This window comes from Caldicellulosiruptor sp. DIB 104C (assembly GCF_028198085.1).
GTDB classification, from domain to species: domain Bacteria; phylum Bacillota; class Thermoanaerobacteria; order Caldicellulosiruptorales; family Caldicellulosiruptoraceae; genus Caldicellulosiruptor; species Caldicellulosiruptor saccharolyticus.
The window spans coordinates 2094452-2109074 of the sequence record NZ_CP116337.1 but is presented as its reverse complement, the minus strand read 5'-3'; the positions used below and the strand labels follow the sequence as shown (position 1 = coordinate 2109074).

Genomic DNA, 14623 nt, shown 5'->3' with positions numbered 1-14623 from the left:
AGTAAAAAATGGAGGGGTACCCAAGTGGTCAAAGGGGGCAGACTGTAAATCTGTTGCCGCAGGCTTCGTTGGTTCGAATCCAACCCCCTCCACCACTAAGGCTAAAAATGGTGCTGGCGTAGCTCAATCGGTAGAGCAGCCGACTTGTAATCGGCAGGTTGCGGGTTCGAGTCCCATCGCCAGCTCCATTTAATTTAATAAAAAAATAACAGGTGCGCCATTAGCTCAGTTGGTAGAGCAGCTGACTCTTAATCAGCGGGTCTGGGGTTCGAGTCCCTAATGGCGCACCATTTAAATGCGCGCCCATAGCTCAGCTGGATAGAGCAACGGACTTCTAATCCGTAGGTCAGGGGTTCGAATCCTCTTGGGCGCGCCATTTGTTTTTGAGAGTTTTGATGGTTGGAATAGTATTATAAACATTTTATTTGATGATTATCTTTCAGCTATCTAAGAGACTGCAAAAATTTAGGGTAACTGCTCTGCTATCGTAGGTGCAGTTACCCTTTATATTTTGTTTGCTAAAATACGTGATTTAATTTACAGCATTATAATAAACTTAAACGAAAATGAAATATTTATACCTCTTTAGTTGTGGCAGCTCATGTTTTTTTTCATAGCTCATACTGATGGCCTTTTCGCCTTTTGCCCATAAGAGGACCTTCCAGCCAAAACATTGTTGTGTCCTCTAAAGCTTCTACAATTTCATGAAAATCACCCATCCTTGTCCAGAGCATGTCACCTTTTTCAAGTATGTATTCCTTATCTTCTGAAATCACTTTCAGTTTTCCTTCGAGTACAAAATAGTACTCATCACAGTCGTGTGTATGTCTTTCTACAATGTTTTTTTGTCCTTTTTTATAATAAGCAATTCCCCACGAGGAAAATCCTGGGTCACCAAACAATAATGGCTGCTCGTTTATGTTTCGTTTTGGCATTTTCTCACCTCAAAAATTCATTTTTTCTCTTCAGTATGTTATACTTAAATTCTAACTTATAATCATTGCAATTAGAAGATATATTCAAAATTTTTTGTTTTTTATTTTAACACCCAATGTTTTGCAAGTTCTGTACCAAAATTGCAAGTTTTTTATTCTCAACTTGCAAGAAGCAAAAAATTCACCTCAATTTATTATTGATTGTTTAAGAATTTGCTGCTATAATTAAATTTAACACATTGTATACATGTATTATTGTTGTTCTTTGAATGCAAAATATATTAAGATTTTATCAAAAAAGAGAAGAAATGTAAATAAAATTTCAATTTATATACAGGAGGTATAAAAATTGTTAAGAGAAGGGCAAGTTAGGATTCCATCAGGTTGTGCTATTTCTGGGTTTATTAACAAAAAAGGTGTGAGGGTTTCTGGCACAGACATTATAAATTCCATTGCAATTATGAAAGAGAGAGGGAATGGACTTGGTGGTGGGTTTGCAGCTTATGGAATCTATCCTGACAGGAAAGACTGGTATGCTTTTCATCTATTTTTTGATGATATAAAGGCAAAAGAAGATACGGAGCACTTTTTAAACCAGAACTTTGAGATATTAGAAAGTGAAGTAATTCCAACAAGAAAGGTTTCAAGTATTCAGAACGCTCCAATTGTTTGGCGATATTTTGTAAAACCTCTTGAAAAAAGGTTGAGAGACACAGAAAAAACAGAAGAGGACTTTGTGGTGGACAGTGTTATGTTCATAAACAGCCAGATTGATGGTGCATATGTCTTTTCAAGCGGTAAGAACATGGGGGCATTCAAAGGAGTTGGATATCCCGAGGACATAGGCGAGTTTTTCAGAATTGATGAGTACAAAGCATACATCTGGACAGCGCACTCAAGATTTCCGACAAACACACCTGGTTGGTGGGGCGGTGCGCATCCGTTTACGCTGCTTGACTGGTCAATTGTCCACAATGGCGAGATTTCGTCATATGGCACAAATTATAGGTACTTAGAGATGTTTGGATACAAATGTACACTCAGGACAGACACCGAGGTCATGGCATATCTTTTTGACCTTCTTCTAAGAAGGCACAGACTTCCTGTTGAGATTGCAACAAAAGCGTTAGCAGCGCCGTTTTGGAGTGTGATCGACAGGCAAAGCGAACAAGAAAGAGATAAGCTGAGAGCTATCAGGATAGTTTATCAATCATGCCTTGTAAATGGACCATTTTCTATCATTTTAGGTTTCTCAAACGGAATATTAGCATTAAATGATAGGATAAAGCTAAGACCGCTGGTTGCAGCACAAAAAGGCGATTTTGTGTATGTTGCATCAGAAGAGTCGGCTATTAGAGAGATTTGCAAGGATCCAGAAAAGGTCTGGATGCCAAAGGGTGGCGAAGCTGTTTATGTTACTTTGGACGAAGGGGTGATAGTATGATTTCGCTATATGAAAACGAATTTGAGGTCGTAAGGGACGAGCTAAAGTGTATTCGCTGTAAAGTATGTGTGAGACAGTGCGCAAACGAAGTTCATGAATATGATGAAGAAGAAGACAGAGTGGTTGCAGATTCTTCAAAGTGTGTTGCATGCCACAGATGTGTTGTAATGTGCCCAACAAAGGCGCTGACAATCAAAAAGACAGAAAATGCATTCAAAGAGAATGCAAACTGGCTACCTTCTTATATAAATGAAATATACAAACAAGCAGAAACAGGCGGGATACTTTTAACTGGTATGGGAAATGACAAGCCAATACCAATTTACTGGGATAGACTCTTAATAAACGCAAGCCAAGTTACAAATCCGTCAATTGACCCGCTGAGAGAGCCGATGGAGCTTAAAACCTTTATTGGCAGAAAACCTGACAAGCTTGAGTTTGATGAAAATGGTAATCTTAAAACCAAACTTCCGCCACAGCTTGAGTTAGAAGTACCTATTATGTTTTCTGCGATGTCGTTTGGCTCTATTTCACTCAATGCTTGCGAGTCTTTGGCGGCAGCAGCAGTTGAGGTAGGAACATACTGGAATACAGGTGAAGGTGGCCTTCATCAAAAGCTTTACAAGTACAAAGAAAGAGCAATAGTTCAGTGCGCATCAGGAAGATTTGGAGTTGATGTTGACTATTTGAATGCAGGTGCGGCAATTGAGATAAAGATAGGTCAGGGTGCAAAACCGGGGATTGGCGGGCACCTTCCTGGTGAGAAGGTTGGTGAAGAGGTATCAAGAACAAGGATGATTCCAATTGGTTCTGATGCAATCTCACCAGCACCACACCATGATATTTATTCAATTGAAGACTTAAGACAGCTCATTTTTGCGCTAAAAGAGGCAACAAACTACACAAAACCAGTTGGTGTCAAGATTGCAGCAGTTCACAACGTTGCAGCAATTGCCTCTGGTATTGCAAGAGCTGGCGCTGACTTTATCACAATAGACGGTGTCAGAGGCGGAACAGGTGCAGCACCGCTTAGAATAAGAGATAATGTTGGTATACCTATTGAGCTGGCTTTGGCAGCGGTGGACTCAAGACTTAGAGAAGAAGGAATTAGAAATCAGGTGTCAATCATTGTTGCAGGTTCAATCAGAAACAGCGCAGATGTTGTAAAAGCCATTGCACTTGGTGCTGATGCTGTTTTCATTGGAACAGCAGCGCTAATTTCCTTGGGGTGCCACGTTTGCCAAAAGTGCCACACTGGAAAGTGCAACTGGGGTATTGCAACACAGGACCCTGTTTTGGTAAAAAGACTAAATCCAGAGATTGGTGCAAGAAGAGCAGCAAACTTGCTTCGTGCATGGGCTCATGAGATAAAAGAGATGCTGGGTCTGATGGGGATAAATGCTTTGGAGAGCTTGAGAGGAAATAGACTTATGCTTCGAGCAGTAGGACTTACAGAAAAAGAGATGGAGATCTTAGGTGTGAAGCATGCAGGAGAGGGGGTCTAAAAAGGTGGCAAAGAAGATATTTCCAAAAGAAGAGGTGTGTGTGGGCTGCCATTTGTGCGAGGTCTACTGTGTGTATGCCCATTCTAAATACAAAAAGCCAACTGTGAAGGCCCATGAGCTTGTAAAACTTTACAACAAACATAGGGATTCAAAACCAACTCCAAGGATTTTAGTTGAGGAAAAAAGTGGTGAGTGGACAACCTTTGCACTGCAATGCAGACATTGCGACGATGCCCCCTGCACTAAAGCTTGTATCACAGGTGCTATGAAAAAGCTTGAAGACGGAAGAGTCATTTGCGATGAGGAAAAGTGTGTCGGCTGCTGGTCGTGTATAATGGCATGTCCGCACGGGGCAGTAAGGCGTGGGGAGAACAAAAAAGCAGCATCCAAGTGTGATTTGTGCTTAGAACTTGGGGAGCCTGCGTGCGTCAAGAACTGCCCGAACGAGGCACTTGTAATCAAAGAGGTGTAAAAAAGGGGGAAATGAAGCAAGATGAGATATGTTATAATAGGAAACTCTGTTGCAGCCTGTGGCTGTATTGAGGCGATAAGAAAAGTAGATCTCCAAAACCCTATTGTTGTAATCTCAGATGAAAAGTACAGGGTGTATTCAAGACCGCTTATTTCATACTATCTTGGTGGAAAAGTTGACGAGAACAAGATGTATATAAGGGATGAGGATTATTATGAAAAAAACAAGGTAGAAGCAATCCTTGGCAAAAGAGCAGTTTCGGTTGATTTTAAAAACAAAGAGGTTGTGCTGGATGATGGAAGTAAAGTAAAATACGATAAGCTCCTTATTGCAACAGGTGGGAAGCCTTTCGTGCCACCTACAAAAGGATTTGAACTAAAAAATGTCTTTACATTTATCAAGTTTGACGATGTAAAGGCCATAGATGTGGCTATCAAGAATGGTGCAAAAAAGGCAATGGTTATTGGTGCGGGACTTTCTGGTCTTAAAGCAGCAGAGGCGCTTATCAAAAGGGGCTTAGAGGTTACAGTTGTTGAGCTTGCAAACAGGATTTTGGGCTCTATCTTGGATTTAGAGGCATCAAAGATAGTTCAGGATGAACTGGAAAAACACGGGATTGTTTTTAAGCTTGAAACATCTGTTGATGAGATAATTGGGGATGGCAAGGTTGAAAAAGTAAAGCTGAAAAATGGTGAGGTTTTAGATACCGACATAGTTGTGTTTGCCATAGGTGTTGTTCCAAACATTGACTTTTTGAAAGGGACAGAGCTCAAAATCAACCGTGGAATTGTTGTAGATGATCATATGAGGACAAACATTGAAGATGTATATGCAGCAGGTGACTGCGCAGAGGGGTATGACTGCGTCTATCAGCAGCAAAGAGTAATTCCTATTTGGCCAAATGCGTACAATCAGGGCGAGACGGCAGGTTATAATATGGTAGGAGTTGAAAAGACATTTGACAGAGGCTTCCCAATGAACTCTATAGGATTTTTTGATGTGCATATGATAACAGCAGGAATTGTTATGCCAAACTCAGATGATATAGAGGTTCTTGTAAAGCATGATAAGGAAAAAAATAGCTATAGAAAGATTTACATCAAAAACGGTCGTGTTTTAGGGTTTATGTTTATAAACTCAATTGACAGAGCTGGTATGATAACAAACATGATAAAAGAGGGCTTAAATGTTGAGAGCATAAAGCACAGACTCCTTGACGATGATTTTGGATACTTAGATTTGCCAAAAGAGCTGAGGCAAGAGAAGATTTTAGGGGGTGCAAAAGCTTAAAATGGCAGATAAAGGTAAACTTACAATAGATGCAAAGGGTATACACTACAAAGAACTCAATGAGATGATTGAAAATGCCCTAAATGAGGGGTATAAACAGATAGATTTGATAAACGTAAACGGTCAACGCTATATAGGTGATGGGCTAACTTTCCCAGACAGAAAACTTAACATCTATGGCACCCCTGGCAATGATATGGCAGCCTTTATGAACGGGCTTACAATAGAGGTTTTTGCAAACGGTCAAGACGGTATTGGCAATACCATGAACGCGGGCAAAATCATAGTTCATGGCTCAGCAGGGGATATTATAGGCTATGGTATGCGCGGTGGCGAGATATTTATTAAAGGTGATGTTGGATACAGAGTTGGAATTCACATGAAAGAGTATATGGACAAAGTACCTGTACTTGTTGTCGGGGGTAAGGCGGGAGATTTTTTGGGTGAGTACATGGCAGGTGGAAGGATTATTGTACTTGGCCTTACTTTAAAGGAAGATGAGGAGATAACAGGGCTTTATTGTGGAACTGGTATGCACGGCGGAGTCATGTATTTAAGAGGCCAGCTTCAGCCGTATCAGCTGGGAAAAGAAGTGAAGATAGTTGATATGGAGGAAGAAGATTACAAGTTTATAGACAAGTACGTAACAGAGTTTGTAAAATACTTTGGCTACAGCAAAGAGTTTATAATGTCAAAGCCGTTTTATAAGCTAATTCCATACAACAAGCGTCCTTACGGAAAGCTCTATGCTTATTAATAAAAAATTTTTTAGGTGGCCAGTGGTAATTTTGTTTTTGCCATTGGCCGCTTTATATTATTTTTCTCAAAAGAGGGGGTTTTGCTTTTGGATATTGAAAAGATTTTATTTGAAATGATAAAATACTTTAAAACGGACGTGCGAAGAATAAACCATGCAATAAAGGTATTATCATTTGCAAGGCTGATTGGGAAAATGGAAGGGTTAGATGATAGTAAACAGCAGATTTTAGAGATAGCAGCTATACTTCATGACATTGGTATAAAGGTTTGTGAACAAAAGTATGGTTCTACTGCTGGGCATCTTCAAGAAATAGAAGGACCAGAGGTTGCAAAAAGTATTTTAGATGGCTTTGATATAGACAAAAAGACATTAGAAAGGGTTCTTTTTTTAATTGGTAATCATCATTCATACCACAAGATAGATGACATAGACTTTCAGATTTTAGTTGAGGCTGATTTTATTGTAAATATCTACGAGGATGGAATGTCAAAAGACGCTATAAAGCAGGTCAAGGAAAAATACTTTAAGACAAAAACAGGCACAGCACTTCTTAAAACTATGTTTGAGGTGTGAGGGGAAAGCTTTAAAGCAGTAGTTTGGCAGCACGGTCAACAACAAAAGTGTGTGTTGACGTTGAAGAAAATAGAAAATGTTGTACTGATGAAAGAAAGATATTTTTTGCCCTTTAGTGGGGTTGTTTCTTTTAGGGCGTATATGTCCTTTCAAGCAAAGTGTATATAAATTTCCTGAGGGTGATAATTTTACAACATTCAAAAGTGATGAGTTTATCAAACAAGCATTTTCTTGCGGTGCAGATGGATATTATATACCAACCAAAAAGTAGCTCTTCTGAAAACTTAGCAGAGTCAATCAATGCAATTTTACAAAGCAGGCTTATGCTTGACAAAGAGATTGCAAAGGTCTTGCCACCTTTTTTAAGTGAAAAAAGCAAGAAGTCCTGCTTAGAAAAGTTTGATTTAACTGATAGGGAAAAGAGATTATAAAGCTTGTTACAGAAGGCTTTCCAAATAAGGAAATAGCAAAAGCCCTCTTTTTAACAGAGGGCACAGTGAGAAATTACATGTCGGTTATGTTAGAAAAATTAAACTTGGAGAACAGAACTCAGCTTGCAGTGCTTTATTATAAAAATCTTAAATAGAGCTCGCGTAATTTCTAAGAGGTTAATTCTTTTACCTCAATATTGATAAGGTTAACGCCTGTCTACTTGTGTCTTCAGACATGAGTAAAGGCGTTATCATTATGTAATTGCAATATTAGATAAAACTACAATAGATGCTTGTTAATCTCCTTTGCATATATTATAATATATGCAAAGGAAATGACACAAAATGGCAGCAGTTCACCATGGAAGGGGATATGTATATTCCATTCAGTACCATATAGTTTGGTGTGTAAAATACAGTCATAAAATTCTGCAGGGAGAAATAGATACAAAATTAAAAGAAATACTTTTTGAGATAGCAAAAGAACAGGGGTTTGAAATAATAGCAATGGAAACAAATCAGGGCCATAAACTAAACTCTGGGGCGGACATTTATGGAATCCTTCATACTTTGTTGCAACAGTGAGTGAAAATACTGAAGAGCAAATAAGAGAGTATATTAATTCTCAAAAGGAGAAGTATTTCAAATGATAATCACATACAGATACAGGCTATACCCCACGAAAGAACAGGAAAGACAACTGAAGAAAACCTTTGGTTGTGTCAGATTTATATGGAATTATTTTCTTGCGTACCAGAAAGAAGTTTATCAAGAACAGAAGAAATCACCAAATGCTTTTACATGGATAAGACAACTGCAGCAACATCTCAAAAGAGAGTATCCATGGCTTAAGGAAGTGGACAAGTTTGCACTTGAGAACGAAATTAAGAATCTTGAACAAGCATTTAAAAGATTTTTCAGAATACAAGCTAAATATCCAAAGTTTAAGAGAAAGAAATCGCACTACTTTTCATACACAACAAACTTCACAAACAACAATATTCAAGTGGACTTTGGGAGATTAGCTAACAATACCAAACTAAACCGCTGCTGGGGTAGAATAAAACTTCCCAAACTCGGCTGGGTAAAAGCAAGAATTCACAGAACTTTTGACGGCAAAATTAAAACAGCAACTATAAAACTGTTCCCAACCGGGAAGTATTATGTATCTATAACGATAGAACAGGACAAAATAGAAAACCCGAAGATAAATGAGACACCACCAAACTTTGCGATTGCTTTAGACCTTGGAGTCAAAGACTTCTTTGTAGACAGCAGTGGCAGACATGTCGAAAATCCTAAAATCCTTGCAAAGTACGAAAGAAAAATAAAAAAAGTACAGAGAGAACTTTCGAGAAAGAAGGTTGGTAGCAATAACTTTGAGAAAACAAGAAAGAAACTTGCAAAACTGTATGAAAAGGTAGCAAATATCAGGATAGATTTTCTGCACAAATGGTCTTCACAGATTATTTGCGAAAACCAAGCAATAATTTGTGAAGACTTAAAAGTAAAAAATCTTGTGAGGCATCATCATTTGGCAAAGAGTATTATGGATGTATCATGGTCAAAATTTGTGGAGATGCTGGAATACAAATCGAAGAGGTATAACAGGATATTTCTAAAGGTACCATCAAATTTTCCCTCATCCCAGATTTGCAGCAATTGTGGATATAGAAATGAAGCGCTAAAGGACTTAAAAATAAGGACATGGCAATGTCCAGGTTGTGGAGTAGTACATGATAGGGATGAGAACGCAGCCAGAAACATACTGAAGCAGGGGTTGTTACAACTGGGTATTACTGTAGCTGTCGAGAATAGCAGGTAGGGCTGGGGCGGTCCGAGCCAATTCAAGGCAATGTCTGTGGAGACTGGACCTCTACTGCTGGGGTATCCCCAGTAGCAAGCCCGGTCAATGAAGCAGGAAGCCCGCGACTTCAGTCGTGGGTGGCTTCACGAATATTTAGGATTTAGAATCTTTAATCTTTCAAGGGAGTACGACTTTAGATACTCTTTCATTATACCTTCAAAATATTTAGCAGGTATTTGGACCTTGACCTTGTACACAGGGATTTTTGTGTTGCGAATATTCAGATAAGTTTCGTTAATTACTGTTTTTTGTTTTAAAACAAGCTCATAAATCTTTTTTTCTCTTTTTTCAAAAACTGGATTTATCTCAGACAGCCCCGAAGAAGCAAAAAATAACTTATACATCTGGCTATTTTCTGGAACTTCACAGAAAATAAGAGAGTCTGCTGGACTTTTAATGTAAAGCTTTTTATCCTTAACAAAATATATAGTATCATCTGTTTGAGAAATGATATAGATTTGATTGTTTTTCCTATCTAAAATCAGTTCTTCCTGATAGCTCAATAGTCCAAGTTCATAGTTTTCGGGATTTATTACGGTTTTTTGTTTATACCTTATTTTGGAGGCTTTATTTAAATTATCTAAAGCATCTCTTAAAGAAACATTAGGTACTGTTGTTTTAGTCTGGGCAATTACAATAGAAGCTTGATACGAAATTGTTAAAAGGCAAATTGAAAGAAGAATGGATAATACTGAGGCAATTTTCTTTCTCATGGTTAATTTCCTCCCTTACGTAGATAATTTGTAAATTTTCTCAAAGAATTATAACATCCAGTAGAAAATATTTCAATTCCTATTTTTGCATGTCAATTTCTTATTGAAGTTGTTTACTAGAACTGATATAATAAATATGCACACATTGTAGAGTGTGATAATGTAACTTTTAAGAAGTTACATTTAATTTTTAGTTTGTTTGAAACCGTTTTCTAAATTCAATTTTGTTTGATTTTATTTGGTATCTACCCCCAGCACATTTTTTTAAACCTTTTAAAATCCAAAAAATTGGAGGTGTTTTAAAAAGTGTCAATTGAAAAGAAAGTGATTGATCTTTTGCAGAAGATGACAATTGAAGAAAAGGTGTATCAACTCACAAGCATTCTTATACAAGATATTTTGGAGAATGACAAATTCTCACCACAAAAAGCAAAAGAAAAGATACCACACGGAATTGGGCAGATTACAAGGCTGGCAGGTGCGAGCAATCTGTCACCACAAGAGGCAGCAAAGACTGCAAACGAGATTCAAAAGTTCTTGATTGAAAACACACGACTTGGGATTCCTGCAATGATACATGAAGAATCTTGCTCGGGCTTTATGGCGAAAGGTGCAACTGTTTTTCCACAGAGCATAGGCGTTGCCTGCACATTTGACAATGAAATTGTTGAAGAACTTGCAAAAGTGATAAGAACACAGATGAAGGCGGTAGGTGCGCATCAAGCTTTAGCACCGCTGATTGATGTTGCAAGAGATGCACGCTGGGGAAGGGTTGAAGAAACTTTTGGAGAAGACCCATACCTTGTTGCAAATATGGCAGTAAGCTATGTAAAAGGGTTGCAAGGTGATGATATAAAAGAAGGAATTGTTGCAACAGGAAAACACTTTGTTGGGTATGCAATGTCAGAAGGTGGAATGAACTGGGCACCTGTCCACATTCCAGAAAGAGAGCTGAGAGAGGTATATCTTTATCCATTTGAGGTTGCAGTAAAAGTTGCGGACTTGAAGTCCATCATGCCTGCATATCACGAGATTGACGGGATTCCGTGCCATGCTAACAGAAAATTACTTACCGATATAGCAAGAAATGAATGGGGATTTGACGGAATATATGTTTCAGACTACAGTGGTGTGAGGAACCTCTTAGATTATCACAAGTCTGTAAAGACTTATGAAGAGGCAGCAGCACTTTCACTTTGGGCAGGGCTTGACATTGAGCTTCCAAAGATTGAATGTTTCACAGAAGAATTTATAAAAGCTTTAAAAGAAGGCAAATTTGACATGACTTTGGTTGATGCAGCAGTAAAAAGAGTTTTAGAGATGAAGTTCAGACTTGGGCTTTTTGACAATCCATATATCAAAACTGATGGTATTGTAGAGCTATTTGATAACAAAGAACAGAGACAGCTTTCAAGAAGAGTTGCACAAGAGTCTATGGTACTTTTGAAGAACGACAATTTCCTGCCACTTTCAAAGGATTCAAAGAAGATTGCAGTAATTGGTCCAAATGCAAATTCTGTGAGAAATCTTTTGGGTGACTATTCATACCCTGCTCATATAGCAACACTTGAGATGTTCTTCATCAAAGAAGACAAAGGAGTTGGCAACGAAGAAGAGTTTGTTAGAAACGTAATCAACATGAAGTCTATTTTTGAAGCGATAAAGGACAAGGTTTCAAGCAATACTGAAGTTGTGTATGCAAAAGGTTGCGATGTGAATTCACAAGATAGGTCAGGATTTGAGGAAGCAAAAAAAGCAGCAGCGGACGCAGATGCGGTAATTTTGGTTGTTGGCGACAAGGCAGGTTTAAGACTTGACTGTACATCTGGCGAGTCAAGAGACAGAGCATCTTTAAGACTGCCTGGCGTTCAAGAGGATTTAGTAAAAGAAATTGTAAGCGTAAATCCAAACACAGTTGTGGTTTTAGTAAATGGTAGACCGGTTGCACTTGACTGGATTATGGAAAATGTCAAAGCTGTGCTTGAGGCATGGTTCCCAGGTGAGGAAGGTGCAAATGCTATTGCAGATGTTCTGTTTGGGGATTACAACCCAGGTGGTAAACTTGCAATTTCATTCCCACGAGATGTTGGTCAGGTTCCAGTTTACTATGGACACAAACCATCTGGTGGAAAGTCTTGTTGGCATGGGGATTATGTTGAGATGTCAACAAAACCGCTTTTGCCATTTGGCTATGGGCTTTCATATACCACTTTTGAGTACAAAAACTTTGCTATTGAAAAAGAAAAGATTGGCATGGACGAGAGCATAAAAATATCTGTTGAAATTGAGAACACAGGAAAATACGAAGGAGACGAGATTGTACAGCTTTACACAAGAAAGGAAGAGTATTTGGTAACCAGACCTATCAAAGAGCTAAAAGGCTACAAGAGAGTTCATCTAAAACCGGGTGAGAAGAAGAATGTTGTATTTGAACTCTATCCAGACTTGTTTGCGTTCTATGACTATGATATGAACAGGGTAGTGACACCTGGAGTTGTTGAGGTTATGATAGGTGCATCATCAGAGGACATTAAGTTTACAGGAACTTTTGAAATAGTGGGAAGCAAGAAGGATGCAAAAGAGCTTAAACACTACTTTAGCAAAGTTTGGTGCGAATAATATTTGAAGTTCAAAAAAACGAGGTTGCTGCACTTTTCTGAATTAAAAGGGAGTGTGGCAGCCTCATTTTTTTATAGCAACAATTTCTTTAAGGTAGTAAACAATATTTAAAAAGGATTTTAGTCTCGTAAAGTAGAAATATACAATTAATTACCTTATTTTAATTTGAAGGGAGAGTTATTTGTGGAAAAAATAATTTCAAATTTAAATACACTACCTTTGTTTATGCTTATGTCAAAAAAGCTTACAAAATCTAAGTCCAATCTTTTAAAGCTCATTGCTGCTGCTTCTATGCTAATTGACCACATAGGTTATTTGTATTTTCCCAATAGAGTACTTTTTAGAATAGTTGGACGAATTGCATTTCCTATCTTTGCTTTTCAGGTAGCAGCTGGTTTTAAGTTTACATCAAATCCTAAGAGGTATTTAAAAAGACTTTTCATATTTGCGCTGGTTTCACAGATTCCGTTTAGTCTTATGACAGGGGACCCATACGAGCTAAATGTAATTGCTACATTCTTCTTTGCAGCTGTAGCTTTATTTTTTATTCAGAAGAGATGGTATTTTCTTGTTATAATTCCACTTGCAATCTCTTATTTTGTTCCTATGGACTATGGAATATATGGTGTTTTGTCAATTCTAATTTTTTACTTATCCTTTGATATGCCGCTTTTGCAACTGATAGGATTTTGTATCCTTACGTGGTTTGAAGTACACCTTATTGGCTGGCCTGTCCAGTTTTATTCAATAATATCTGTAGTCCTGATTTTACTAATTAGAATGCTACCAGTTGAATTTGAACTAAGGCTAAACAAATACTTTTTCTACTGGTTTTACCCTGTTCACATGCTGCTTCTTGTTGTGATAGGAAAGATATTTTAAGATGGGAATTTTCAAAGATTTGTAATTTTGAATGTTTAAAAAATGTGATAAGATTATGATAAGTAAAGACAAATTAAAACAAGAGAGAGATTGTATTATAAAAAGCCTTTTTGAAGGGAGCAATAAGCCAGAATGCTAAACATCAAAGGAAAACTCTTCTTAGCACCAATGGCAGGGTTTACAGACAAGGTATTTAGAAGCCTTTGCAGCAGGTTTGGTGCAGATGTTACCGTAACTGAGATGGTGAGTGCAAAGGCGATCGCAATGGGAAGCCAAAAGACAAAAGAACTAATTTCGTTTTCTGAAGATGAAAAGATAAAAGGTGTTCAAATTTTTGGAAGCGACCCACATGTAATGGCTGAAGCGGTCAAAATTATTCAGGATGAATTTGAGTACGATTTTGTTGACATAAACATGGGCTGCCCTGTTCCAAAAGTTGTAAAAAGCGGTGAAGGAAGTGCGCTGATGAAAAATCCTTCTTTGGCAGCAAAGATAGTTGAAAAGGTTACCAGAGTGAGCAGAAAACCTGTGTCTGTCAAGATACGAAAAGGGTTTGATGAGGAGAATATAAATGCACCAGAGTTTGCCTATATCATGCAAGAAAGTGGTGCAAGTTTTATAACAGTCCATGGCAGGACACGCACACAGATGTATTCAGGGAAGGCTGACTGGGAGATAGTAAAAATGGTAAAGGAAAAGGTTAAAATTCCGGTTGTTGCCAACGGCGATATAGTGGATTTTGAGTCAGCAAAAAAAGCGTATGAAATAACAGAAGCAGATAGCATCATGATAGGAAGAGCAGCTCTTGGGAACCCTTGGGTATTTCTTCAGATAAAAGAGGGATTTGAAAACGGGCAGGTTACAACAAGAGTCTTACCTCATGAGAAAATCAAAGTTGCAATTGAATTTTTCAGGCAGCTATGCACTGAAAAAAGCGAGAAGATGGCAGTGCTTGAGGCAAGAAAGCATCTTAGTTTTTTTATAAAAGGGATAGAAAATGCAGCCAAAATTAGAGATAAAATTAACAGGATTGATAATGCAGAGATTTTGATTTCGTATCTTGAACAGCTGAAGGCCGAGCTTGAACAGAAATTAAAAAAGGTCGATAATATTTTATAGAATTTTTTTAAAA

At 38.0% G+C, this 14623-nt stretch carries 14 protein-coding genes, 4 tRNA genes and 1 pseudogene; 17 read left to right on the top strand and 2 right to left on the bottom strand.

The window, feature by feature from the left end:
* Positions 1–10 precede the first annotated feature (10 nt).
* From PGC14_RS10410 to PGC14_RS10395, 4 genes are all read left to right on the top strand, one after another.
* Positions 11–95: transfer RNA gene (locus PGC14_RS10410), tRNA-Tyr, on the top strand.
* A 17-nt stretch (positions 96–112) separates the two neighbouring features.
* Positions 113–188, top strand: a tRNA-Thr gene (locus PGC14_RS10405).
* 26 nt (positions 189–214) lie between these two features.
* Positions 215–290: transfer RNA gene (locus PGC14_RS10400), tRNA-Lys, on the top strand.
* A gap of 9 nt (positions 291–299) precedes the next feature.
* Positions 300–376 (top strand) — tRNA-Arg (locus PGC14_RS10395).
* 235 nt (positions 377–611) lie between these two features.
* Here the strand turns inward: PGC14_RS10395 and PGC14_RS10390 are convergent.
* Entirely contained in the window at positions 612–935 is a 324-nt protein-coding gene (locus PGC14_RS10390; RefSeq protein WP_011916124.1) for a cupin domain-containing protein, read from the bottom strand.
* Between the two features lie 349 nt (positions 936–1284).
* On the opposite strand from PGC14_RS10390, the gene PGC14_RS10385 reads away from it, so the two are divergent.
* The 10 genes and pseudogenes from PGC14_RS10385 (at position 1285) to tnpB (ending at position 9235) form a co-directional block, all read left to right on the top strand.
* Positions 1285–2379, top strand: coding sequence for a class II glutamine amidotransferase (locus PGC14_RS10385; protein ID WP_039765031.1), 1095 nt, complete (start codon positions 1285–1287; stop codon positions 2377–2379).
* Positions 2376–3884, top strand: coding sequence for a glutamate synthase-related protein (locus tag PGC14_RS10380; RefSeq protein WP_011916151.1), 1509 nt, complete (start codon positions 2376–2378; stop codon positions 3882–3884). Before PGC14_RS10385 ends, PGC14_RS10380 begins: the two co-directional genes overlap by 4 nt.
* A 4-nt stretch (positions 3885–3888) precedes the next feature.
* Entirely contained in the window at positions 3889–4356 is a 468-nt protein-coding gene (locus tag PGC14_RS10375; protein ID WP_271628867.1) for a 4Fe-4S dicluster domain-containing protein, read from the top strand.
* Positions 4357–4377: 21 nt separating this feature from the next.
* Positions 4378–5646 (top strand): NAD(P)/FAD-dependent oxidoreductase, encoded by a 1269-nt coding sequence (locus PGC14_RS10370; protein ID WP_271628866.1) that lies wholly within the window; start codon positions 4378–4380, stop codon positions 5644–5646.
* A gap of 1 nt (position 5647) precedes the next feature.
* Positions 5648–6403 (top strand): hypothetical protein, encoded by a 756-nt coding sequence (locus tag PGC14_RS10365; RefSeq protein ID WP_039765025.1) that lies wholly within the window; start codon positions 5648–5650, stop codon positions 6401–6403.
* A gap of 114 nt (positions 6404–6517) precedes the next feature.
* Positions 6518–6979: an HD domain-containing protein gene (locus tag PGC14_RS10360; protein ID WP_307742515.1), complete on the top strand. Its 462-nt coding sequence runs from the start codon at positions 6518–6520 to the stop codon at positions 6977–6979.
* Between the two features lie 242 nt (positions 6980–7221).
* Positions 7222–7410 (top strand): response regulator transcription factor, encoded by a 189-nt coding sequence (locus tag PGC14_RS10355; RefSeq protein WP_202804050.1) that lies wholly within the window; start codon positions 7222–7224, stop codon positions 7408–7410.
* Positions 7404–7565 carry a response regulator transcription factor gene (locus PGC14_RS13265; RefSeq protein WP_083931441.1) on the top strand — a complete coding sequence of 54 codons (162 nt, stop codon included), beginning with the start codon at positions 7404–7406 and terminating at the stop codon, positions 7563–7565. Before PGC14_RS10355 ends, PGC14_RS13265 begins: the two co-directional genes overlap by 7 nt.
* 190 nt (positions 7566–7755) lie before the next feature.
* Positions 7756–8060 (top strand): annotated as a pseudogene (locus PGC14_RS10350) (transposase).
* Positions 8057–9235, top strand: a complete 1179-nt coding sequence (gene tnpB, locus PGC14_RS10345) for an IS200/IS605 family element RNA-guided endonuclease TnpB (RefSeq protein ID WP_039765017.1) — start codon at positions 8057–8059, stop codon at positions 9233–9235. Before PGC14_RS10350 ends, tnpB begins: the two are co-directional and overlap by 4 nt.
* A gap of 125 nt (positions 9236–9360) precedes the next feature.
* On the opposite strand, the gene PGC14_RS10340 is transcribed toward tnpB, so the two are convergent.
* Positions 9361–9990, bottom strand: coding sequence for a hypothetical protein (locus PGC14_RS10340; RefSeq protein ID WP_237738193.1), 630 nt, complete (start codon positions 9988–9990; stop codon positions 9361–9363).
* Between the two features lie 306 nt (positions 9991–10296).
* Between PGC14_RS10340 and PGC14_RS10335 the strand changes: the two genes are divergently transcribed.
* The 3 genes from PGC14_RS10335 to dusB all read left to right on the top strand — a co-directional run bounded on the left by PGC14_RS10335 (position 10297) and on the right by dusB (position 14610).
* The gene (locus tag PGC14_RS10335) at positions 10297–12609 is read left to right on the top strand and encodes a glycoside hydrolase family 3 N-terminal domain-containing protein (RefSeq protein ID WP_271628864.1); all 2313 of its coding nucleotides are present in this window, start codon (positions 10297–10299) and stop codon (positions 12607–12609) included.
* Between the two features lie 183 nt (positions 12610–12792).
* Entirely contained in the window at positions 12793–13491 is a 699-nt protein-coding gene (locus PGC14_RS10330) for a TraX family protein (RefSeq protein ID WP_271628863.1), read from the top strand.
* A gap of 132 nt (positions 13492–13623) precedes the next feature.
* A complete protein-coding gene (gene dusB, locus PGC14_RS10325) occupies positions 13624–14610 on the top strand; it encodes a tRNA dihydrouridine synthase DusB (RefSeq protein WP_271628862.1) in 987 nt (328 codons plus the stop codon).
* Positions 14611–14623 lie beyond the last annotated feature (13 nt).

What these genes read in the sequence shown, in the direction of transcription:
- PGC14_RS10370 (WP_271628866.1), top strand. Translation starts at nt 4,378, where the DNA reads ATGAGATATGTTATAATAGGAAACTCTGTTGCAGCCTGTGGCTGTATT.
- PGC14_RS10340 (WP_237738193.1), bottom strand. Translation starts at nt 9,990, where the DNA reads ATGAGAAAGAAAATTGCCTCAGTATTATCCATTCTTCTTTCAATTTGC.
- dusB (WP_271628862.1), top strand. Translation starts at nt 13,624, where the DNA reads ATGCTAAACATCAAAGGAAAACTCTTCTTAGCACCAATGGCAGGGTTT.
- PGC14_RS10390 (WP_011916124.1), bottom strand. Translation starts at nt 935, where the DNA reads ATGCCAAAACGAAACATAAACGAGCAGCCATTATTGTTTGGTGACCCA.
- PGC14_RS10355 (WP_202804050.1), top strand. Translation starts at nt 7,222, where the DNA reads ATGGATATTATATACCAACCAAAAAGTAGCTCTTCTGAAAACTTAGCA.
- tnpB (WP_039765017.1), top strand. Translation starts at nt 8,057, where the DNA reads ATGATAATCACATACAGATACAGGCTATACCCCACGAAAGAACAGGAA.
- PGC14_RS10380 (WP_011916151.1), top strand. Translation starts at nt 2,376, where the DNA reads ATGATTTCGCTATATGAAAACGAATTTGAGGTCGTAAGGGACGAGCTA.
- PGC14_RS10360 (WP_307742515.1), top strand. Translation starts at nt 6,518, where the DNA reads ATGATAAAATACTTTAAAACGGACGTGCGAAGAATAAACCATGCAATA.
- PGC14_RS10365 (WP_039765025.1), top strand. Translation starts at nt 5,648, where the DNA reads ATGGCAGATAAAGGTAAACTTACAATAGATGCAAAGGGTATACACTAC.